The following is a 21,232-nucleotide window of genomic DNA, read 5'->3' on the forward strand; positions in this document are numbered from 1 at the left end:
CAGCACCATGACCATGTCGTCGACGGCCTTGGAGATGCCGCCGGAGAAATCGCCGGCGCGGAACGCCGGCACCATGTCGTTTTCGATGATCAGCTTGGTGTGCAGGTCGGTCAGCGTGCCTTCCAGCCCGTAGCCGACCTCGATGCGCATCTTGTGGTCGTTCTTGGCGACCAGCAGAAGCACGCCGTTGTTCTCGCCGGCCTGGCCAAGCTTCCAGAAGCGGAACAGCCGGTTGGCGTAGGGCTCGATCTCCTCGCCGCCGAGGCTGGGGATGGTGGCGACGACGATCTGGTCGGACCCCTTTGTCTCGAAATCGGCGAGCTTCTGTGTCAGCGCCGCCTTGGTGCCGGCATCGATGATGCCGGCATTGTCGACGACGCGGCCGGTCAGCGCCGGCAATTCGGCGGCGAAAACCGCGAAGCAGAACAACAGCAGCGCCAGAACGGCCAGGACAACGTGGATCGTCGGGTTGAGACGGCCGGGCCTCGGCAGGCGGCGTGTCGTCATGCCTTCACCAGCTTCCCGAGGAGCCGCCGCCGCCGGACGAACCGCCGCCGCCGGAAAAGCCACCGCCGCCCGAAGACCAGCCGCCGCCGGAACTGCCAGAGGACCAGCCGCCACCCGAGGAGGAGCGCCGGCCGGGCTCGAACGTCATGCCGAGCCAGCGATAGCGGCCGGGTCCAAGCTTCTTGCCGAAGATCGGCGGCAGGACGGAGGCGGCGATGCTGCCGAAGAAGATGATCGCCCAGATGCTGATGAAAATGGCGAAGAACAGGTCGTCGGAATTGAACGGCGCCTGCTGGTTGCGCTTGCCGCGCGCTTCTAGCTCCTCCGGATTGCCTTCCAGCACCATGACCATGTCGTCGACGGCCTTGGAGATGCCGCCGGAGAAATCGCCGGCGCGGAACGCCGGCACCATGTCGTTTTCGATGATCAGCTTGGTGTGCAGGTCGGTCAGCGTGCCTTCCAGCCCGTAGCCGACCTCGATGCGCATCTTGCGGTCGTTCTTGGCGACCAGCAGAAGCACGCCATTGTTCTCCTTGGCCTGGCCAAGCTTCCAGAAGCGGAACAGCCGGTTGGCGTAGGGCTCGATCTCCTCGCCGTCGAGGCTAGGGATGGTGGCGACGACGATCTGGTCGGAGCCCTTTGTCTCGAAATCGGCGAGCTTCTGTGTCAGCGCCGCTTTTGTGCCGGCATCGATGATGCCGGCATTGTCGACGACGCGGCCGGTAAGCGCCGGCAGGTCCGCGGCGCGGGCGGCCAGGGGGAGAAAAAGCAGGCTGGCAAGAAGGCCAAGGAGGGTGAGGTAAGCGCGAGGCCCCCCTCTCTGTCCTACCGGACATCTCCCCCTCGAGGCGGGAGATTGGCAGCTTCGTTGCCGGGTCTCACTTTGAGAGGCTGAACATTGGCGAAAGCCTGGACCACGACTGATCTCCCCTTTTGAGGGGCAGATGTCTGGCAGGACAGAGGGGGGTGTTTGCACGCCAGCGGTCCGTCTTGTGGCAAAGAGACGCTCAGCCGATTTCGCGAATTATCCGCCCTGTTTCGTGCCAAAATCGACCTTCGGCGGCTGCATCTTGTCTTCGTCTACGGTGAAGTTGGCGAAGGGCTCGTTGCCGCGGAACCAGAAGGTCGCCCACAGCACCGACGGGAAGGTCTTCAGCGTCAGATTGTAGTCCCTGACCGCCTGGATGTAGTCGCGCCGTGCCACCGCGATGCGGTTCTCGGTGCCCTCGAGCTGGGCCTGCAGCGCCAGAAAATTCTGGTTGGCCTTGAGGTCGGGATAGGCCTCCGACACCGCGATCAGCCGCGACAGCGCGCTGGTCAGCCCGGCCTGGGCATCCTGGAACTTCTTGAGGGCCTCGGGATCCTTCAGCGTTTCCGGCGTCACCGTGATCTGCGTGGCCTTGGCGCGCGCCTCGACCACCGCATCCAGCGTGTCCTTTTCATGCGAGGCATAGCCTTTGACCGTCTCGACCAGATTGGGGATAAGGTCGGCGCGGCGCTGATACTGGTTCAGCACCTCGCTCCAGGCCGCCCTGGCGTTTTCCTCCGCTGTCGGGATCGTGTTGTAGCCGCAGCCGGCAAGCAGCGGCAGCATGATTGCCATCATCAGGAAGGCGAGCAGCGTGCGGAATGGCGATGGTCGAGCAAGGCGCTGGGCAAGCATGATGGGGTCCCTCGATAGAAGTTGCATGCGAAGCATTACCACAATCGGCGCGCAAGAAAACGGCCTCGGCCTCTGGACCAGCGACGGCATCCATCGCCTTGCCGCAAGGCCCTGTGATTGGCCGCGCGAACGCGATAAGGTCCGGTCAAAACGGGATATCATCATGGCGCAACGCCAGGACAGCGACAGGGAATCGCGCCGCATCCTCGAGCGCGTCGCGCGGGAGACCGATCCAGCCGGTACCTCCTTGGTGGCGCGGACGACGAAAGGCGTGCGCGACCATGTCTCCGCCGCCGATGCCGACCGCACCGATCCGATCGAGGTCTGGGGCACACGCATTGGCAGGATACTCGGCCTGCTTCTGGCGCTGGGCCTGATGGTCTGGCTCGTGCTTTTCCTCATCCGGGACAGCTAGGAATCAAAAAACAATGAGCGCCGAAAAACCCGACGCGCCGCGTGCGGTCATCGTCATTTCCAGCCATGTCGCCCGTGGCTCGGTCGGCAATCGTGCCGCCGTCTTTGCGCTGGAGACCCTGGGCTTTCCGGTCTGGGCGGTGCCGACGGTCATCCTGCCCTGGCATCCCGGCCATGGGCGGGCGACGCGCATCGTGCCGCCGCTCGACCAGTTCAAGGCGCTGATGGCCGATCTGGAGCGCGCGCCATGGCTGGGCGAGGTCGGCGCGGTGCTGTCGGGCTATCTCGGCGAGGCCGGCCAGGCCGAGGCCGTCGCCTCGCTGGTCGCCGCTGTCAAGGCCAGGACGTCCGATGCCGTCTATATCTGCGATCCGGTGATGGGCGATTCCGGCGGCCTCTATGTGCCCGAGCCCATCGCCGCCGCCATGCGCGACCGACTGATGCCGATCGCCGACATCGCCACCCCCAACCGCTACGAGCTGGAATGGATGGCCGGCACGCCGCTGCCCGATCTGAAATCGGTGATCGCGGCAGCACTCCATGCCGGGCCGTCGACGATGCTGGTCACTTCGGCACAATCGATGATGATTGGCGGCACCGGCAATCTGCTGCTCGACGGCACCCAGGCGCTGCTGGCCGAACATCGCCTGATCGACAAGCCGCCGAACGGCCTGGGTGATCTGACGGCGGCCGTCTACCTCGCCCGCATCCTTTCCGGCCAGCCGCCGATCAAGGCGCTGCAATCGACCACCGCGGCGGTCTACGAGATCCTGGCGCGCACGGCAAAGCGCGGCGGCGACGAGCTGCAACTCGAAACCGACGCCCAGAGCCTGTCGCAGCCGATGGCCATGGTGCAGCTGCGCCATCTCACGCATCCGGGGCGGGACCGCCGGGCGTGAATTCGGCCGGGGCGGTGCTGGTCGGCGCCGACGGCTGCAAGGCCGGCTGGATCGCCGTGCGGCGCGGGCCCGGTTCAGCGCCCTCGGTTGAAATCTTCCCCAGTTTCGCGGCGCTGCTCGCGGCAACTCCCGACGATGCGATTGTCGCCGTCGACATGCCGATCGGCCTGCCCGAATTCTCCAGCAAGGGCGGCCGCGGACCGGAGGCGCTGGTCAGGCCGCAGCTTGGCGCGCGCCAGTCCAGCGTCTTTTCGATCCCGTCCCGCGCAGCGCTCTATGCCGACACCAGCGACTTCACCACTATCGAAGCCTGGTATGCCGCGCATCGCAGGGCAAGCGAGGTGGCAAGGGCCACATCCGACCCGCCGCGCGGCGTTTCCATCCAGGCCTTCGGCATCTTCTCGAAGATCCGCGAGATCGACGCCCTGCTGATCGCGCGGCCCGATCTGCGCGGCCGCGTCTTCGAATCGCATCCGGAAGTCGCCTTCTGCCGCCTGAATGGCGACCGGGCCATGCGGCTGCCGAACAAGATCAAGGGCAGCGTCAATGCGGCCGGCATGGAAGAACGCAAGGCGCTGCTTTGCCGGCACGGCTATGCCATGGACTTCCTCGACCAGCCGCCGCCGCGTGGCGCGGCCGCCGACGATTTCCTCGATGCGGCGGTCATGATGCTGATCGCCGGGCGCATCGCCAGCGGCAGCGCGAGGCCATTTCCCAACCCGCCACTCGCTGACGGTTTTGGCATACCGGTCGCCATCTGGGCATGACAATGTCGGCGGACCTCCCGCTTATGTGCATGGCGTTTATGACCAGCCCCAACAATTCTGCATTGCTCGCAACGGGCTTTTGCCGCTAGAGGCTTTCTCGACCGCAACGAGCTGCCGCCTCCAACCCCGGAAAGGCCTTAGCCGCCCATGCCTCATCTCCCCGATCACCTCCTCGCCGGCTATCGCAATTTCATGAATGGCCGCTACCTCACCGAGAGCGGCCGCTACCGCGAGCTCGCGCGCGAGGGGCAGGCCCCCGAGACGATGATCGTCGCCTGTTGCGACTCCCGCTCGGCCCCCGAAGCGATCTTCGACGCCGGGCCGGGCGAACTCTTCGTGCTGCGCAATGTCGGCAATCTGGTGCCGCCCTACGAGCCGGACGGCGAGTTCCATTCGACCTCGGCGGCGCTCGAATTCGCGGTGCAGAGCCTCAAGGTCAAGAACATCGTCGTCATGGGCCATGGCCGCTGCGGCGGCATCCGCGCCGCGCTCGACCCCAATGCCGCGCCGCTGTCGCCCGGCGACTTCATCGGCAAATGGATGAGCCTGATCGCGCCTGCCGCCGAAACGGTCTCCTCCAGCACCTTCATGACGGCGGTGGAGCGCCAGACAGCGCTTGAACGCATCTCGATCCGCTATTCCATCGCCAACCTCCGGACTTTTCCTTGTGTCTCGATCCTCGAGGGCAAGGGGCGGCTGTCGCTGCACGGGGCCTGGTTCGACATTTCGACCGGTGAGCTCTGGGTGATGAACAAGGAAACCGGCGATTTCGAGCGGCCGGTGCCGGAATGAGCGGTAAGGCGCGCCCGGTGAGCAACGTCCGGTCGGCCGTCTTCACCGCCGCCGCACTCCTGATAGCGATCATTGCCGCGCGCGCCGATGACGGCGCCATCATCAGCCGCTGGTATTCGGCGCTGCTGGTCGCCGACCGCACCGAACTCGCCGACCTGCTTGCCGACGACGTCCGCATCAAGCTCGGAGACCTTGGCGTCGTCCAGAGCAAGCAGGAATTCATCGCCGCGCTCGACGAATGGAAAGGCGCGGTTGCGGGCGCTGAGATCCGCCACCGCATCGAGAAGAGCGAGGGCGGCATCACCACGGTGATCGCCTGCTACGACTTCCCGGACAATGACATGCTGATGCAGGAAACCTTCGCGGTGGCCGGCAATCGCATCACCGCCAGCTCGCAAGCGGCCATCGCCGAAAACTGCGAAGCCTATTGAGGCGGATCGGCCAGCTGCCATATTGCGGCCTCGTGGGCCGCGCCCTACATCGGTGACACTCCCTCCTCCTTGATGCCAGCGAAAGACCCTCCATGCCCTCCACGAAAGCCGTCGACCTCGCCGCCCATCCGCTGACCGCGTGGCAGGGACCGCTCGGCCTGCCCGATTTCGCCCATATCGGCGACGGTGATTTTTCCGCGGTCTTCGACGCGGCGCTGAAGGCGCATGAGGCGGAGATCGACGCGATCGCCGGCAACAAGGATGCGCCGACCATCGACAACACCCTTGCCGCGCTCGAACTCGGCGGCGAGGCGCTCGATCAAGTCTCGTCGATCTTCTGGTGCCGCGCCGGCGCCTACACCAACGAGACCATCCAGGCGCTGGAGCGCGACATCTCGCCGAAGATGTCCAGGCACTTTTCGGCGATCTCGATGAACGAGAAGCTGTTTGCCCGCATCGACGACCTCTACCAGCGCCGCGAGAGCCTCGGCCTCGACGCCGAGACGCTGCGGGTGCTGGAGAAGACCTGGAAGGGTTTTGTCCGCTCCGGCGCCAACCTCGACGCCGAAGGCAAGAAGCGGCTCGCCAAGATCAATGAGGAGCTGTCGTCGCTCGGTACGGCTTTCGGCCAGAACGTGCTGGCCGACGAGCGCGACTGGGCGCTGTTCCTCGACGAGGCCGACCTTGCCGGCCTGCCGGATTTCCTGAAAAGCTCGATGGCCGAGGCGGCCGAGATGCGCGGCCAGAAGGGGCGCTACGCCGTCACTTTGTCGCGCTCGATCTATGAGCCGTTCACGACCTTCTCGGAACGCCGCGACCTGCGCGAGATCGCCTTCAAAGCCTTCACCATGCGCGGCCAGAATGGCGGCGCCAGCGACAACACCGAAGTGGTGCGCGACATGCTGAAACTGCGCGCCGAAAAGGCCGGGCTGCTCGGCTACGCCTCCTTCGCCGCGCTGAAGCTCGACGACACCATGGCCAAGACGCCGAAGGCGGTGCACGACCTGCTCGATCCCGTCTGGGAAAAGGCGCTGGAAAAGGCCGCCGCCGACCAGAAGGAATTGGAGCGGCTGGCGGCGCAAGCCGGCAGCAACGAGAAATTCGCCGCCTGGGACTGGCGCTTCTACCAGGAGAAGCTGCGCGCGGAAAAATTCGCTTTCGACGAGGCGGAACTGAAACCCTATCTGCAGCTCGACCGGGTGATCGACGCCTGCTTCGACGTCGCGACCAAACTGTTCGGCATCACCTTCGAGGAGAAGAAGGGCATCACCGCCTGGCACCCCGACGCGCGCGTCTTCGTGGTGACAAATGCCGATGGCACAGAGCGTGCCTTGTTCCTCGCCGATTATTTCGCGCGGCCCTCGAAGCGTTCCGGCGCCTGGATGAGCGCGCTGAAGTCCGGCTATAAACTCGGCCACGGCTCGAAGCCGGTTATCTACAACATCATGAACTTCGCCAAGCCGCCGGCCGGCGAGCCGGCCCTGCTCTCGGTCGACGAGGCGAAGACACTGTTCCACGAATTCGGCCATGCGCTGCACGGCATGCTGACCGACGTCACCTGGCCGTCAGTTGCAGGCACTTCGGTCAGCCGCGATTTCGTCGAACTGCCCTCCCAGCTCTACGAGCACTGGCTGACGGTGCCGGCCGTGCTTGAAAAGCACGCGCTGCACGTCAAGACCGGCAAGCCGATGCCGAAGGCGCTGCTCGACAAGATGCTGGCCACGCGTACTTTCGGCGCCGGCTTCGCCACGGTGGAATTCACGTCTTCCGCCTTGATGGACATGGCCTATCACGCCCGGCCCGAGGCGCCGGCGGAACCGCTTCGTTTCGAAGCCGAAACGTTGGAAGAACTCCACATGCCCGACACCATTGCGATGCGCCACCGCACCCCGCATTTCGGCCATGTCTTCTCGGGCGACGGCTATTCGGCCGGCTACTATTCCTACATGTGGTCGGAAGTGCTGGACGCCGACGCCTTCGCCGCCTTCGAGGAGACTGGCGATCCCTTCAACCCGGCACTGGCCGAAAGGCTGCGCAAGAACATCTACGCCGCTGGCGGCTCGAAGGACCCCGAGGAGCTTTACACGGCGTTTCGCGGCAAGATGCCTTCGCCGGAAGCGATGATGGTGAAGCGCGGATTGGTGTAGCACCTCTTCCTTCTCCCCTTGTGGGAGAAGGTGGATCGGCGCGCAGCGCCGAGACGGATGAGGGGTATTCCAGGGAACACCAACGCCTCACTCCGCTGGAGCACCCCTCATCCGTCGCCTTCGGCGACACCTTCTCCCACAAGGGGAGAAGGGAGAACCTTACGCCTTCCAAGGATCCGCAACCCTTGGCCATATCTTGCGCGTCAGCTTCCTGTAATCGGTCACCGCAGGATTGCTGGGATACGAACTTGGCGCCGTGACGTAGATGATCTCCGCCGCGATCGGCTCGAAGCCGGCGTAGAAATGGTTGGTCGACTTGATCAGCAGCATATCCTTGCCCAGCGGATCGACGCCAATATTGGAGAAAATGTCCGGCTCGAAAGTCTGGGTTCGGTTGGTGTTGAGGATGATGTCGACCTCGGTGCCTTCGATGCGCACCAGCGCGGTTGGACCGAGCGTCACCCGGCTCGGCCCGAAACTCTGCCAGCCCTCGGCAACGGCCTTCAGCACCTTGACGCGGGCGTCGATCGGTTCACCCGCCTGCGGCCCTGCCTTGCCGCCGAAACGCAGGTCGATGACCGCGCCCTCGCCGGCCGCCAGGCAGAAGGTGACGGCGATCGGATCCCAGATCGTCGCCACGCCGAATCTGTCGAGGCCACGCACCAGCATCTGACGCAGCACGAAGGTGCCGTCGCCGGGAACGCCGCCGCCGGGATTGTCCCATATGTCGGCGATGACCACCGGCTTGCCGGGGTTCTCGGCGCGCACCGCCAGCGCACGGTCGATGCCGTCGGCGGTATCGAGCATCGTCATCGCCGTCTTTTCGCGCATGGCATAGAGTTCCCGTCCCAGCCGCTCCGCCAGCGCGTCGCCCCCGGCCTTGTCATTGTCGGTGACGACGAGGATGCGCGTGCCCATTTCCGGCACGTCGGCGGCCATGAAGCCGTGGATCACTGAAACCGACAGCACGCCGTCCTTGCCGTGCAGCGCCTTGATGCGGTCGACGAAGGAGCGCATCGGCTCGCGGCTGGTCGGTAGCACCTGGATCATCCGGCAGTCGAAGGTCGAGATGACGGGCTTGATCTCGCCGCGCGCGGCGGCCAGCCCCAGCTCGACGACATGCTCGCCGCGTTCGTAGAAATCGGTGTGCGGGAATTCGAGGAAATAGGCCATGATGTCGGATGCCGCCACGCGCTTGGGCGTCAGATGGCTGTGCGGATCGAACTCGCAGGCGATCACCACGTCGGGCCCGACAATCCCGCGCACACGTTCCAGCAGGTCGCCTTCGCAATCGTCATAGCCTTGCGCCACCATGGCGCCGTGCAGTCCGAGAATGACCGCGTCGACCGGCAGTGCCGCCTTCAACTGATCGAGGATCTCGTCGCGCAGCGCCTCGAAGGTCTGCCGCTGCACCAGGCCGCCGGGCTCGGCCCAGGTCGCGGTGCCTTCGATCACGGTCAACCCTTCCTTGGCCGCGCGCCGGCGCAAGGCGACGATCGGCGACGAGCACAGCGTCGGCGTCTCCGGATGCTTGCCCGGTCCGGCATAGAAGGCCATCTCGAACGATGCCCGGTCCGTCGGCACCGGCGAAAAGGTGTTGGTTTCCGTCGCCAGCGAGGCGGTGAAGATGCGCATGTAGGCTCCGTGGAATGCAAATTCTATTTGACGGCCCCGAGCGCCAGCCCGCGCACGAGGTAGCGCTGCAGCCAGATGAACAGGATCGCCACCGGCAATGTCGCCAGCAGTGTCGCCGCCATGACGTGATGCCACTCGATCGTGTAGCGGCCGGCGACGAGAGAAAAGACCTGGATCGGCAGCGTATAGCTTTCCTGGCTGCGCAGCATGGTCAGCGCCACGACGAACTCGTTCCAGGCGTTGATGAAGGTGAAGATGGCGGTGACCGCGATGGCCGGCAGGCAGAGCGGCAGGAACACTTTGCGCAGGGTCAGCCAGCGGCCGGCGCCTTCCATCCAGGCGGCCTCCTCGAGGTCGCGCGGAATGGTGTCGAAATAGCTCTGCAGCATCCAGACGGTGAAGGCGACGTTGAAGGCCATGTAGATGAAGCCGAGCGCCGTCGTCGATTCGACCAGCCCCCAGGCGGCCATCAGCCGGAACAAGCCGAGCACCAGCACGATCGGCGAAATCATCTGCGAGATCAGCAGGAACTGGCGGAAGGCGCCGTAGCCGGCAAAGCGAAAGCGCGACATGGCGTAGGCAGCGGGAACGGAGATGAGGATGGCGCCGACCGTGGCGATGACCGAGACATAGAGCGAATTGGCCAGTGCCTGGCCAAAGCCGGTCGCCACCCACATGTCGGCAAAATTCGACCAGCGGAACTCGCTTGGCCACCATGTCGGCGACAGCACCTCCTGTCGCGGCTTGACCGCGGTGAGCAACATCACCGCGAAGGGAAACAGCGTCACCACGATCAGCGGCGCCAAAAGCAGCCAGGCGACGATGGTGCGTTTGAGTTTGCTGGTCATGCGCGCTGCTCCCGCATCGCCAACCGCACATAGATCATGGTGAAGACCAGCAATATGGCGAACATCACCAGCGACACCGCCGAGGCCTCGCCCAGTTTGCCGATGCGGAAGGCAAGCTTGTAGAGGTGGGTGACCAGGATGTCGGTCGAGTTGGCCGGCCCGCCCTGCGTCATCACCCAGATGATCGGGAAGGAGTTGAAGACGTAGATGGTGTTGAGCACGATGGCGATGTTTATGAACGGCTTCAGCAGCGGAAAGGTGATCTCGCGGAACTGCTGCAGCGGCGTGGCGCCCTCGAGCGCCGCCGCCTCGTAGAGATCGTCCGGGATCGACGACAGGCCGCCGAGGAAGATCGTCGTGGTGAACGGCACCGTCACCAATATGCCGATCAGCACCTGCATCGGGAACGCCGTCTCGGCGCTGGCCAGCCACTGGATGTTGTGGTCGATCAGGCCAAGGCCAAGCAGCGCCGAATTCAGCATGCCGCTTTCGCCGCTGAGCGCCCAGCGCCAGACCACCGCCGTCATGGTCAGCGACACCGCCCAGGGCAGCATGATGATGACGCGGGCAAGGCCACGGCCGTAGAAATCGGTGTTGAGGATCATCGCCACCGGCACCGACAGCAGCAGCGCGCCGCCGACCACCAGCACGGTCCACACACCGGTGCGCCAGAGTGCCGCGACGAAGTCGGGATCGGCGGCAAGCGAGGCGAAATTGGCAAGGCCGCTGAACTCGCGCAGCTGGCCGAAGCGGTTGACGTCATGCGTCGAGATCTGGATCAGGTCCCAGACCGGCCAGAAGATGACGACCGCCGCCAGGAACAGGCTGGGCAAGGTCAGGAGATAGGGCAGGAAACGATTTTGCATCGGCTGGTTCGTACCGCGTTGCGGGTGGAGATTGGATTGCGCTGGCTTAACAGATTACTTTATCCCGCCTCGTTCTTCTCAGGGCCTTCAGGATTCCTTGCAAGCATCGGCGCTGCCCATCACCTGTCTGCCCGTCCTCCGCAGCCGTTGCGGAAGGGGCCTTTCCTCTCCCCCGTCGATCGGGGGAGAGGTGTCGAGCGAAGCTCGACGGAGTGGGGGTCGACCCTTGGGCGCAAGGCAAGGCGACATTTGCGCCTTTCCCGTGCCCGTTCGCGGCGGTTGCCAGGTGGTTCCCCCACTCCGTCTCGGCTCCGCCGAGCCACCTCTCCCCCCTCCGGAGGGAGAGGAAGGAGCCTGGCAGGGCGGCGCTGACACCGACGAACTGTCCTTCTTCTCAAGTCGGCAAGGGTGTGGCGCGCCCCGCCTGAGTCTGGGGCGCGCCACGGGGCGCAGGGAGATACGCCCTATTTCTTCAGCACGGCCCCTATTTCTTCAGCACGGCGTTGGCCTTCGCCGCCGCGTCCTTCAGGCCTGCCTCGGGGTCGCCGCCGAGATAGATCTTCTGCATGGCGTCGGACGTGATCTGGGCGATCTCTTCCCAGCCCGGAATGACCGGCGCGAAACGAGCGTCGGGCAGCAGCGCGGTGAAGGCGGCGAGATCGGCATTGTTGACGTAATAATCCATCTTGGCCTCTTCCTTGTTCACCGGCAGGAAGCCTTCGCCTTGCGTGAACTTGGCGCGCTGTTCCGTGGTGAACAGGAAGTCGAGCAGCTTCCAGGCCTCATCCTTGTTCTTGGAGTTCTTGAACATGATGATGGAATCGGTGACGCCATAGGTCCCGCGCGCCCCGCTCGGGCCGGCCGGAATGGCCGCCACGCCGTATTTCAGCTTCGGCGCCTCGTCCTTGATCTGGTTGGACAGGAAGGGTGCGGTGATCATCATGCCGACCTTGCCCTGCTTGAACAGGTTCTGCACGTCCTCGCGGTTGTTGGAGGTCACGCCTGGCTCGGTCAGCCCCTCGTCGATCATCGACTTGTAGAGCTTGGCGGCTTCGAGCGCGCCCGGCGTGCCGAGGCCCGACGTGCCGTCCTTGTTGAGGATCTCGGTGCCTTGCGACCACATGGCGTAGTAGTAGTAGACGTCGGTCTCGATCTCCTTGCCCTGCAGGCCGAAGCCGAAGGTGCCGGACCCCAGCGCCTTGATCTTGCGCGCATCGTCCTGCAGTTCGGTCCAGGTCGCCGGCGGCTTGGCGATGCCGGCCTTCTCGAACAGCTCCTTGTTGTAATAGAGCGCGCGCGCCGAAGCGGCGATCGGCAGGCCGTAGGTCTTGCCGTCCATGATCGAGGGCGACAGGAAGGTGTCGATGAAGCGGCCCTTGAAGTCGGGCGTGATGTAGCTGTCGAGCGGTTCGGCGACGTCCTGCTGGACGAAGTCGATCAGCCAGCGCGTGCCGATGATCGACAGGTCCGCATTGGTGCCGGCGGTGATGTCGGTGGTCAGCTTCTGCAACAGCACATCCCACGGCACGACCTCGAACTTGATGGTGATGCCGGGGTTCTTGGCCTCGAATTCCTTCTTGACCGCTTCGAAATACGGACCGGTCTTGGCGCTGTATTCGGCGACGGTGACGCGCACTTCACCCGCATTCGCCTGCGCCGCGAAGGCCAGCATGCTCATTCCGGCCATCAGGCCGACAGTCCATTTGGCAAGGCTCATCTGATCTCTCCCATTGTTCCGCGCATTTGCGCTCCTTGTGCCGATGACGGGCACAAGATTTATGTGACTTTCCTACATTATCGAGGAATTCAGCGCATGCAAGCGGATTATCATGTTGCTTAATTACATTCATTTCAGTAACCTGCCGGCATCTGCCTGACATGCGGGAGGAGCAAGCGCCGTGGTTTCGAAAGCCGAATTCGAAGGCCGCTCTGTCGTCGTCACCGGTGCCGGCGGCGGCCTTGGCTCGGCGATCGTCGCATTGCTGGCCGGAAGGGGCGCACGGGTGGTCGGCTGCGACCAGTCGCAGGAGGCGCTGGCAAGCCCGCACCTCGCCTCGCGCCATCTCTTCAACCTTCTCGACCGGGCTTCGATCGAGGCGGGGATCGCCGCTGTGCTGGACAGAGACGGCGTGCCCGATATCCTGATCAACAATGCCGGCTGGACGCGCGCCGAGACGATTTCCGCGCTCGATGCCGACAGGATCGAGCACGAGCTCGACCTCAATCTGACCGGGGTGATGACTTTCGCCGACCCTATCGTCAAGGCGATGGCGGCGCGCGGGTCAGGCAGCGTCGTCTTCATCTCCTCCGTCAACGCCATCGCGCATTTCGGCAATCCGGCCTACGCCGCGGCCAAGGCCGGCATCAACGCCTATGCCAAATCGATCGCTGTCGAACTCGGCCGCAGCGGCGTGCGCGCCAATGTCGTCTGTCCCGGATCGATCCGCACCGCCGCCTGGGACCATCGCCTGGCCAAGGACCCGGAAATCCTGGGCAAGCTCAAGCGCCTCTATCCGCTCGGCCGCATCGTCGACGCCTCGGAAGTGGCTGAAGCCGTGGCTTTCCTTGCCTCGGACCGCGCATCGGGCGTAACAGGCGTGGTGATGCCCGTGGATGCCGGACTGACCGCCGGCTGCCTGCCGTTCATCGACGACATATTGGGAGCGTGACCATGACCGACGTCCTGTTTCGCAACCTGTCGAAATCCTTTGGCCAGCATAAGATCCTCGAGGACATCAACCTCGACATCAGGAGCGGCGAGTTCGTGGTGCTGGTCGGCCCGTCCGGCTGCGGCAAGTCGACCTTGCTGCGCATGCTGGCCGGCCTGGAGACGATCAGTTCCGGAGACCTCATGATCGGCGGCACGCGCGCCAACGATCTGCCGCCACAGCAGCGCAACATCGCCATGGTGTTCCAGTCCTATGCGCTGTTCCCGCATTTGAAGGCCTCCGACAATATCGGCTTCGGCCCGAAGATCCGTGGCGAGAACCGTGCCGCCATCGACGACAAGGTCAAGAAGGCCTCCGGGGTGCTCAACCTCTTCTCCTATCTCGACCGCTATCCCCGCCAGCTCTCAGGCGGCCAGCGTCAGCGCGTCGCCATGGGCCGCGCCATTGTGCGCGAACCCTCGGTGTTCCTGTTCGACGAGCCGCTCAGCAATCTCGACGCGCAGTTGCGCGTCCAGATGCGCACCGAGATCAAGGCGCTGCACCAGCGGCTGAAATCGACCATCGTCTATGTCACCCACGACCAGATCGAAGCCATGACCATGGCCGACCGCATCGTCGTGATGGACCGCGGCCGGATCCAGCAGGTCGGCGCCCCGCTTGAGCTCTATGACCGGCCGGCCAACAAGTTCGTCGCCGGCTTTCTTGGCTCCCCCTCGATGAGCTTTGTCTCCGGCGCCCTCAAGGCGACGCCCGAGAAAAGCTGGTTCGAATCGGCCGGCGGCGGACGGCTTGCGCTTGCCGGCAAGGCGGCACCGGCTGGCAATGCTGTGGAGGCCGGCATCCGGCCCGAGCACTTCATCATCGGCGAGGCCGCCGACGCCATGGCGCTCAAGGTGGATGTCGTCGAGCCGACGGGCTCCGAGACCCATGTCTATGGCGCCATCGGCACCGATACGGTGCGCGCCGTGTTCCGCGACAGGGTGCCGGTCAAGCCGGGCGACCTGCTGCCGGTCTCGGTCGATCCCGGCAACATCCATCTGTTCGACAAGGCGACCGGCCTGCCGCTATAAGGCCTGCCCCGAGGGCAACGGCATGAAGACGAAACGACAGACATGAAGACGCCGGCAGACATCATCACGCGGCTGCAGCTGGTGTCGCAGGACGGCACCAAGTCGGATCGCCGGCTGGCCGGCCTTGTGCTGTCCGATCTCGATTTCGCTTCCAAGGCGGCAATCTCGGAGATTGCCGCGCGCGTCGGCGTCAGCGAACCGACGGTGACGCGCTTCTGCCGCAATCTCGGCTGCGAGGGCCTGCGCGACTTCAAATTCTACCTGGCCCAGGCCATCGCCATTGGCGGCCAGTATCTGTCGCCCGAACCGTTGAGCCGCGACGCGCGTGAGCAGCGCATCGCCTCGGCCATCACCGAAGCGGCGATCTCGGCCATCCAGCGCGCCAGCGAGAACCTCGACATGACGACGCTGGTCGCCGTCGCCGAGCGGCTTGCGACGTCAGGCAATGTGCTGTGCATCGGCTCTGGCGGCATCTCCTCGATGATGGCGACCGAGATGCAGAATCGGCTGTTCCGCCTTGGCCTGCCGGTATTGGCGCAGATCGATGGCCAGTTGCAGCGCATGTATGCCGCCGTAGCCACATCGGAAACCACCCTGGTCGCCTTTTCGGTGTCCGGCTATGCGCGCTCGGTCATCGAGGCGGTGCAGGTGGCCCAGCAATATGGCGCCACCACGGTCGCCATCACCGCGCCCGATTCGGCGCTGGCCAAGGCCGCCGACACGGTCATCCATTTGCAGCCGCTCGAGGACGGCAACATCTACAAGCCGACATCGTCGCGTTACGCGCTGCTGGCGATCGTCGACATGATCGTGACATCGGTTGCCGAGACGCGCGGTCCGAAGGTGCTGGAGAACTTGCGCCGCATCAAGCAGAGCGTGAACACGCTGAAGGTCGACGATCCAAGGCTCCCATTGGGGGATTGAACGTCAGCCAGAGGATTGACCGAGTGCTTCGACGCTCCGTGCCAGCACCTTCGGATCACCGGCTATGCGCAGCGTCTTGAGCCGTGCCGTGCCGCCGGCGACCACCGAAACGGCCGACGCCGGCACACCCAGCGTCTTGGCCACCAGCCTCTCCAGCGCGTGATTGGCGGCGCCGTTTTCCGGCACGGCGCGGACCCGCGCCTTGAAATGGCTTCGCCCGTCCGCCGCCGTTTCGACACCTTCCAACCTGTCCACGGAAGATTTTGGTGTCAGCCGCACGAACAGGTCGATGCCGTTCTCACGGATGCGGAACGGCGCGCTCATGCGATCGGCAGACTCACAGCACCAGCGGTGCTATAGTGGTGAGAATGAACTGCCTGACGAAGAACAGGATCAAGAGCAGGATGATCGGCGAGATGTCGATACCGCCAAGGTCCGGCATGAAGCGGCGGATCGGCCGCAGCGCCGGCTCGGTCAGCCGGTAGAGCATATTGCCGATGCTGCCGACGAACTGGTTGCGCGAATTGACGACGTTGAAGGCATAGAGCCAGGAAAAGATCGCCGAGGCGATGATGATCCACCAGTAGAGGTCAAGCGCCATGACGATGGTTTGAATGAGGGCGAGCATGCCGGTCTCCAATTGTTGCCGACATGTAGCCATTGCACGCCAAACCGGCAAGGGCCGGCAACCGAAGCGCCAGGCAACGAGGATTTCGGCAGCGCCGCCTTGACAGAAATCAGCCGCGCCCGATAAATGCGCCACTTGCTGGAACGGGGCTGTAGCTCAGCTGGGAGAGCGCATCGTTCGCAATGATGAGGTCAGGGGTTCGATCCCCCTCAGCTCCACCAGCAAAGTCGTCGGTTCTCCACTTTTTCTGCCGCGCCGCCGGGACGCATGGTCGTCCCATGCGGCGCCGCGCGCCAATGTCACCCCAAAGCAGGCCGCAGGCAATTTCGCGACCTCCGGGGCCAGGCAATTGTCAATTGGACTTATGGCGATGACCGTTGCCGGATCGTCGCTATTTTTTTTGGAAGCCGCCCCATTAGAGTGGCGTTCTCAAATCGTTTTTTCTGTGTGTTGTGACAAGGCGTTTCGGCGGGGGCGACCGAAGGCGCTATACGGATTCCGAGTTGAAATGAAGAATTCGCCTGCGAAAGCAAAGACGTGTCCATTCGCGAGAACCTCGCTGCAAATCTCAGACGGCTCTGCAAGAACCATGCCTCCGTTAGTGCGGTATGCCGTGAGTTGGGTATCAACCGCACGCAGTTCGAGCGGTATCTGCAAGGGCAGACCGTTCCGAACAAGGCCACCGCCAAGCTGATCTGCGACTACTTCCGCATCAACGAGCCCGAACTCTACCAGGACCCTGGCGCACCCGAGCAAAGGGCTCCCGGTCTGCCGCCGATTTCCGAAAGCCTGTTCAACCAGATGATCCGCCCGCCCGCCCCGTCGATCGCGGGCGGTACCTATTTCACCTACTTTTCGATCCCCACCCGTCCCGACCTCTTGATGCGGTCGGTGACCTTCGTGCGTCGCGAGGCCGAGCTGGTCACATTCCGCCGGGTCACCGGGTGGTCGGAGCGCCGTGGCTCGACATGGGCGCGGGCGCGCGGCAACCACTATGGTGTGGCGATCTCGCGCCTGAACTGGATCTATTTCAGCGGCGTCAACCGTCGCCAGACCGGCGAACCGTCGCTGATCTCCGTGCAATGGGCTCCGATCTCCGAACCGGTGCTGACGGGCAAGGCCATGCTTCTGACAGAGGCCGGGCCGGCATTCGTATCGGTCATCATGCGGCAGGATATGTCCGGCATCCGGCCACGGCATGCCATCCGCATGGCGCATGTCGTCGGGCTCGACGATCCCGGCATCGATCAACTCGTCGTCAGCCTCGCCCGAGACGGGCTGGGTTAGTCGATCGGTTACGCTAAATAAGAATAAGAATATCCCAAAAAAGCGTATGCTAGCGATTGCCTACTCCGTATCTGAGCAAAATCGATATTTTAGACTTTACCGCCAAGAAAGATATTTTAGACCACGTCGGCTTTACTATAATTTTAACAAACCATTAACTCTTTCGACCTTACCTTTCTTCACGCGGATCCCGCTGTGGGGATCTTTCAACAGATCCCATTGGGGGTCGGGAAAAGGGACGAAAATGGCCAAGAAAGTGAACAATGCCCCGAAGCTGACGGTTGCGGCGGGCACGCAGACTGTCTTCCTCTCGCAGGGCATGCACTACAACAAGCGCTGAGGTCGTTCGGCGCCGATGGGCGGTTCGCCTGTCGGCGCCTCACATTGGCAAAACGGCATTCAGCATCATGAAAATGCGCTCTTCAAAAACGCTCGTCCTGTATCCCGGGGCCAACAAGGTCACGGCCTGCAATTTCCTGACCCGAAGCGTCTTCGAATGCAGCCCCGAGGTGATCGGTCTTCTCGCATCCTGGGACGAATGGGCCTCCCCCGCGGAAATCGCGCGCGCTCACGGATGGTCGAGGTCCGACCTGAACGCCGTCGTCCCGCAATTGCTCGATTTTTCCGCCCTGGTCACCGCCGGTTCGCCGCTGGCCGAACAGGAAACAAAATTCTCCGGACAGTGGAACTGGGGCATCCCGACCGCGCTGATGCATTTCTGCGTCCAGGACTCGGAGTTCATGACCATTGAGCAAGCCGAGGCCCGCCAAATCGAACGCGCCGGCCATGTCGCGCAGCCCGACCTCATGCTCAAGAATGCCGCCGACGCCATTCGGCTGCCGAACGCGCTCGACGACAACGAACTCCTGACCCTGATGGCGCGGCGCCGCACCAACCGCACCGCGGCCGCCCCCACGATCACCGCGCGGCAGCTTTCCGACTGCCTGTTCGCGGGCATGGGCATCACCGGCGAGACCAGCAACTGCGTCGGCGCCCTGCCGCTGGGCATGACCCCCTCGGGCGGCGCACGCAATCCTTACGAGGCCTATGTGGTTGCGCTTGGCGTCGAGAGCCTGGAGCCCGGCGTCTACCACTATTCCGCCGCCGATCACGACCTCGGCAGGATCTCGGCCAACCATCTGCCGAGGATTTCCGAACTGGTCGGCGGGCAGGAATGGGCTGATGCCATGCCTTGCCTGATCCTGCTTTGCGCCAAGCTCGACCGCACCATGTGGAAATATGAGGATGCCAACGCCTACCGCGTCGTGCTGATCGAGGCCGGCCATATCGGCCAGAACATGATGCTGGCGGCGACCAGGCATGGTCTGTCGGCCTGCCCCACGGCAGCGCTCAGCCATTCGGCGATCAAGCGTCTTCTCGGCCTCGACCGCCTCACCGATGCACCCATCTATGCGTTGACCCTTTCGACCCCGGAACCAAACCCGCATTCGGCGGGCCAGTCCATTAATTAGCCGTCTTAGTATTTCCGTGTAGCCAATACGCGTTCCCTGAGTTCCACCAGATGACAGGAGAAGCACGTGGCCAATCAGTCCCTACGTCAGTCAGAGATCGATAGCCTTCAATATATCGCGACGATGAGCAATGAGCTCGTACAGATGGCCGAAGCAAGCCGTTTTCCCATGATCTCCTACCTGCTCGGCATGGCCTATGCCGAAGCCTTCGACGTCCTGCGCGGCGCGCAGCCGGCAAGGCATGCGCAGCTCAGCGGCAACCCGATGCATGCCAGGCCGAAGGACAACCAGGCTCAGCAAAGGAGAGCGTAGCGGATGCAACACTCAGCCCTGCGCGCTCTGGTACCGCGACCCCCGCCTTGATCGCCCGCGGCCCGCAAATGGACTTCATGCATAGAGATTCGAGGGGGATCCGCCAATGAACATGATCGCACCCATCAGGAGCGCCGACGCCACGGACAGCGTCTTCGGCCGGCTCCAGACCCTGATCGCCCGTCGGCCGGCATCGCCGGATGCCGCACGCGCCGAGGCCCGGCAAATGATTTCCCTGGCCATGGCCGACACCTGGCAGGCAGACAGCCTATGGGGCGCGGCGGACGCCTTCCACGCCCATTTCGACTTCATGATGCAGACCATCGAGATCAACGGCGCCGACGATCCGAACCTCAGGACACTGCGCGTGAAATGCCGCTTCTATCTGGAGCAGGTCGAAGCGCTGTGCCATTCGATGAGCCACTGACCGCGGTCCTCACAAAGATCGGACAGTACCAGTATCGGGCCGGGCCTCTGCTCTAATCCCGCAAATTGAACACGAACGGCGCCGTGCGGCTGACGCGCGAGCCGAGTCCCGGCGGCGGTGCCGGCACCGTTGCGCCCTGCAGCACGGCGAGCGCGGCGCGGTCGAGGTCGGGATCGCCGGAAGAACGGGCCACGCGCGCCGACACCACCCTGCCCGATGCGTCCACCGCGAAGGCCACGTTCACATTGCCCTGCGCTCCCCTGGATTTCGCGGCACTTGGATAACGCTTGTGCCGATTGATCCACGACGCCAGCCGGGATTCCCACTTGGCCGGATCCATGCCCGAGACCCCTGCCGCCGATTTCGGCGCGGCCGCCCTGGCCGCCGGCCTTGTCTGTGCGCTTGCGGTGGCAACCGTCCTTGCCGGCTCGGCCTTTTCCTTCCTTGGCCGCGGCTTCGGCTTTTCGGCCGGTTTTTTCGCCTTGGCCTGGGCCGGTTTCTTTTCCTTGGTTTTCTCGACCGGCTTCGGCTGCGGCAACGCAATGACGACCTCTGGCGTCACGGCTTCGACGATTTCGGGAACGACCTGATCCGGCGGCGGCTGGTCGATCGGTTCGGCGTCGGCTGTCGTGGTCGGCTCGGTCCCGTCGGGCGGCACCGTTTCCGGTTGCTCGGCTGTCGGTTCGGTCTGTTCGGTCATTTTCTCGGGTTCGGCTTCGGCGACCCTCTCGGCCTCCTCGGCTGGTTCGGCCTGGTCGGGCATCGCCGCTTCCAGCATCGCGGCCTGTTCGGGCACGGCCGGCATCACCGCCATCGGCACCATTTCGATCACCGGAGCCGGCGGCGGTCCGCCATCCATCTCGATCGGACTGAAGCTCTGCACCGCATAGGCGACCGCGACATGGGCGCCAAGCACCAGCGCCGCCGCACCCGTCCACAAGCCAAGGTCGCGCCAGCCGAAGCGCGTCGGGTAAGTCGTCGGCAGGGCCGCCGCCTGCGTCATGGCGCCGCCGTTCCCGCGGGAGCGGGTGCCGGCGCATCGCTCGCGGGCGCCGTCTCCAGGCCGACCAGCGCGATCTTCAGATAGCCGGCGCGGCGCAGCAGGTTCATGGTCCCCATCAGGTCGCCATAGGCGACCGCCTTGTCGGCGCGCAGGAAGATGCGCGTCTGCTTGTCGCCCCTGGTCCTGCTGTCCAACGTGGCCGCGAAGGCCGGACGCGGCACGCTGTCATTGCCGATAGCCAGCGTAAGATCATCTTTCAAGGTCAGGAACAGCGGCGTTTCGGGTCGCGGCGCGGGCGTCGCCGTCGAGCCCGGCAGGTCGACATTGACGTCCACCGTCGCCAGCGGCGCGGCGACCATGAAGATGATCAGCAGCACCAGGATGACGTCGATGAAGGGCGTGACGTTGATCTCGTGGCTCTCCTCGAGATCCTCGTCCAGGGTCTGGCGGATTCTGCTTGCCATGGCGTCG

24 protein-coding genes and 1 tRNA gene are annotated in these 21,232 nt (G+C 64.2%); 14 read left to right on the top strand and 11 right to left on the bottom strand.

Annotation, left to right across the window (positions count from 1 at the left end; genetic code table 11):
* The 3 genes from CK226_RS14040 to CK226_RS14050 form a co-directional block, all read right to left on the bottom strand.
* The coding region (locus CK226_RS14040; RefSeq protein WP_143750385.1) for a YgcG family protein at positions 1 to 507 on the bottom strand (507 nt) is incomplete at its 3' end.
* Positions 508 to 511: 4 nt separating this feature from the next.
* On the bottom strand, positions 512 to 1,279 hold the full coding sequence (locus CK226_RS14045) for a YgcG family protein (protein WP_095792506.1): 768 nt from the start codon (positions 1,277 to 1,279) through the stop codon (positions 512 to 514).
* A 252-nt stretch (positions 1,280 to 1,531) separates the two neighbouring features.
* Positions 1,532 to 2,170 carry a LemA family protein gene (locus CK226_RS14050; RefSeq protein ID WP_095792193.1) on the bottom strand — a complete coding sequence of 213 codons (639 nt, stop codon included), beginning with the start codon at positions 2,168 to 2,170 and terminating at the stop codon, positions 1,532 to 1,534.
* 163 nt (positions 2,171 to 2,333) lie between these two features.
* Here CK226_RS14050 and CK226_RS14055 point away from each other — a divergent pair, with 163 nt between their 5' ends.
* The 6 genes from CK226_RS14055 to CK226_RS14080 all read left to right on the top strand — a co-directional run bounded on the left by CK226_RS14055 (position 2,334) and on the right by CK226_RS14080 (position 7,620).
* Positions 2,334 to 2,585: a hypothetical protein gene (locus tag CK226_RS14055; RefSeq protein ID WP_095792507.1), complete on the top strand. Its 252-nt coding sequence runs from the start codon at positions 2,334 to 2,336 to the stop codon at positions 2,583 to 2,585.
* Between the two features lie 13 nt (positions 2,586 to 2,598).
* A complete protein-coding gene (gene pdxY, locus CK226_RS14060; RefSeq protein ID WP_095792194.1) occupies positions 2,599 to 3,483 on the top strand; it encodes a pyridoxal kinase PdxY in 885 nt (294 codons plus the stop codon).
* Positions 3,480 to 4,250: a DUF429 domain-containing protein gene (locus CK226_RS14065; protein ID WP_095792195.1), complete on the top strand. Its 771-nt coding sequence runs from the start codon at positions 3,480 to 3,482 to the stop codon at positions 4,248 to 4,250. Before pdxY ends, CK226_RS14065 begins: the two co-directional genes overlap by 4 nt.
* Positions 4,251 to 4,397: 147 nt before the next feature.
* Positions 4,398 to 5,042 (top strand): carbonic anhydrase, encoded by a 645-nt coding sequence (locus CK226_RS14070; protein WP_095774697.1) that lies wholly within the window; start codon positions 4,398 to 4,400, stop codon positions 5,040 to 5,042.
* Positions 5,039 to 5,473, top strand: a complete 435-nt coding sequence (locus CK226_RS14075) for a nuclear transport factor 2 family protein (RefSeq protein WP_095774698.1) — start codon at positions 5,039 to 5,041, stop codon at positions 5,471 to 5,473. The genes CK226_RS14070 and CK226_RS14075 overlap by 4 nt, the downstream gene beginning before the upstream one ends.
* A 92-nt stretch (positions 5,474 to 5,565) precedes the next feature.
* On the top strand, positions 5,566 to 7,620 hold the full coding sequence (locus CK226_RS14080) for a M3 family metallopeptidase (RefSeq protein WP_095792196.1): 2,055 nt from the start codon (positions 5,566 to 5,568) through the stop codon (positions 7,618 to 7,620).
* 159 nt (positions 7,621 to 7,779) lie between these two features.
* Here the strand turns inward: CK226_RS14080 and CK226_RS14085 are convergent, their stop codons facing one another.
* The 4 genes from CK226_RS14085 to CK226_RS14100 form a co-directional block, all read right to left on the bottom strand.
* Positions 7,780 to 9,255, bottom strand: a complete 1,476-nt coding sequence (locus CK226_RS14085) for a M81 family metallopeptidase (protein ID WP_095788870.1) — start codon at positions 9,253 to 9,255, stop codon at positions 7,780 to 7,782.
* Between the two features lie 23 nt (positions 9,256 to 9,278).
* Positions 9,279 to 10,103, bottom strand: coding sequence for a carbohydrate ABC transporter permease (locus CK226_RS14090; protein WP_095774701.1), 825 nt, complete (start codon positions 10,101 to 10,103; stop codon positions 9,279 to 9,281).
* Positions 10,100 to 10,969 carry a sugar ABC transporter permease gene (locus CK226_RS14095; protein ID WP_010912213.1) on the bottom strand — a complete coding sequence of 290 codons (870 nt, stop codon included), beginning with the start codon at positions 10,967 to 10,969 and terminating at the stop codon, positions 10,100 to 10,102. The genes CK226_RS14090 and CK226_RS14095 overlap by 4 nt, the downstream gene beginning before the upstream one ends.
* Positions 10,970 to 11,453: 484 nt before the next feature.
* The gene (locus tag CK226_RS14100; protein WP_095792197.1) at positions 11,454 to 12,686 is read right to left on the bottom strand and encodes a sugar ABC transporter substrate-binding protein; all 1,233 of its coding nucleotides are present in this window, start codon (positions 12,684 to 12,686) and stop codon (positions 11,454 to 11,456) included.
* 181 nt (positions 12,687 to 12,867) lie between these two features.
* Between CK226_RS14100 and CK226_RS14105 the strand changes: the two genes are divergently transcribed.
* From CK226_RS14105 to CK226_RS14115, 3 genes are read left to right on the top strand one after another with little or no spacing between them, the layout of a single operon-like run.
* Positions 12,868 to 13,638 carry an SDR family oxidoreductase gene (locus CK226_RS14105; protein WP_095792198.1) on the top strand — a complete coding sequence of 257 codons (771 nt, stop codon included), beginning with the start codon at positions 12,868 to 12,870 and terminating at the stop codon, positions 13,636 to 13,638.
* 2 nt (positions 13,639 to 13,640) lie between these two features.
* Positions 13,641 to 14,708 carry a sn-glycerol-3-phosphate ABC transporter ATP-binding protein UgpC gene (gene ugpC, locus CK226_RS14110; protein WP_095774704.1) on the top strand — a complete coding sequence of 356 codons (1,068 nt, stop codon included), beginning with the start codon at positions 13,641 to 13,643 and terminating at the stop codon, positions 14,706 to 14,708.
* A 42-nt stretch (positions 14,709 to 14,750) separates the two neighbouring features.
* Positions 14,751 to 15,632, top strand: coding sequence for a MurR/RpiR family transcriptional regulator (locus tag CK226_RS14115; protein ID WP_095788874.1), 882 nt, complete (start codon positions 14,751 to 14,753; stop codon positions 15,630 to 15,632).
* Positions 15,633 to 15,635: 3 nt separating this feature from the next.
* Here CK226_RS14115 and CK226_RS14120 read toward each other — a convergent pair whose 3' ends face one another.
* Positions 15,636 to 15,956, bottom strand: coding sequence for a DUF167 family protein (locus CK226_RS14120; RefSeq protein WP_095788875.1), 321 nt, complete (start codon positions 15,954 to 15,956; stop codon positions 15,636 to 15,638).
* Positions 15,957 to 15,969: 13 nt separating this feature from the next.
* Positions 15,970 to 16,260 (bottom strand): YggT family protein, encoded by a 291-nt coding sequence (locus CK226_RS14125; protein ID WP_095792508.1) that lies wholly within the window; start codon positions 16,258 to 16,260, stop codon positions 15,970 to 15,972.
* Between the two features lie 145 nt (positions 16,261 to 16,405).
* Here CK226_RS14125 and CK226_RS14130 point away from each other — a divergent pair.
* The 5 genes from CK226_RS14130 (at position 16,406) to CK226_RS14155 (ending at position 19,758) form a co-directional block, all read left to right on the top strand.
* Positions 16,406 to 16,481: transfer RNA gene (locus tag CK226_RS14130), tRNA-Ala, on the top strand.
* Positions 16,482 to 16,797: 316 nt separating this feature from the next.
* Positions 16,798 to 17,547 (top strand): helix-turn-helix transcriptional regulator, encoded by a 750-nt coding sequence (locus CK226_RS14135; protein ID WP_095792199.1) that lies wholly within the window; start codon positions 16,798 to 16,800, stop codon positions 17,545 to 17,547.
* Between the two features lie 413 nt (positions 17,548 to 17,960).
* The gene (locus CK226_RS14145) at positions 17,961 to 19,019 is read left to right on the top strand and encodes a SagB/ThcOx family dehydrogenase (protein WP_245437752.1); all 1,059 of its coding nucleotides are present in this window, start codon (positions 17,961 to 17,963) and stop codon (positions 19,017 to 19,019) included.
* Between the two features lie 66 nt (positions 19,020 to 19,085).
* Positions 19,086 to 19,331 (top strand): hypothetical protein, encoded by a 246-nt coding sequence (locus CK226_RS14150; protein WP_095792202.1) that lies wholly within the window; start codon positions 19,086 to 19,088, stop codon positions 19,329 to 19,331.
* Positions 19,332 to 19,437: 106 nt separating this feature from the next.
* Positions 19,438 to 19,758, top strand: coding sequence for a hypothetical protein (locus CK226_RS14155; protein WP_095774710.1), 321 nt, complete (start codon positions 19,438 to 19,440; stop codon positions 19,756 to 19,758).
* A 52-nt stretch (positions 19,759 to 19,810) separates the two neighbouring features.
* Here CK226_RS14155 and CK226_RS14160 read toward each other — a convergent pair whose 3' ends face one another.
* Together CK226_RS14160 and exbD are read right to left on the bottom strand one after the other, a co-directional pair.
* Positions 19,811 to 20,761, bottom strand: a complete 951-nt coding sequence (locus CK226_RS14160) for an energy transducer TonB (RefSeq protein ID WP_095792203.1) — start codon at positions 20,759 to 20,761, stop codon at positions 19,811 to 19,813.
* Positions 20,758 to 21,225 (bottom strand): TonB system transport protein ExbD, encoded by a 468-nt coding sequence (gene exbD / locus CK226_RS14165; RefSeq protein WP_095774712.1) that lies wholly within the window; start codon positions 21,223 to 21,225, stop codon positions 20,758 to 20,760. Before exbD ends, CK226_RS14160 begins: the two co-directional genes overlap by 4 nt.
* Between the last annotated feature and the right edge of the window lie 7 nt (positions 21,226 to 21,232).

The organism is Mesorhizobium sp. WSM4311, from assembly GCF_002295115.1.
In the GTDB taxonomy this organism is placed as follows: Bacteria; Pseudomonadota; Alphaproteobacteria; order Rhizobiales; family Rhizobiaceae; genus Mesorhizobium.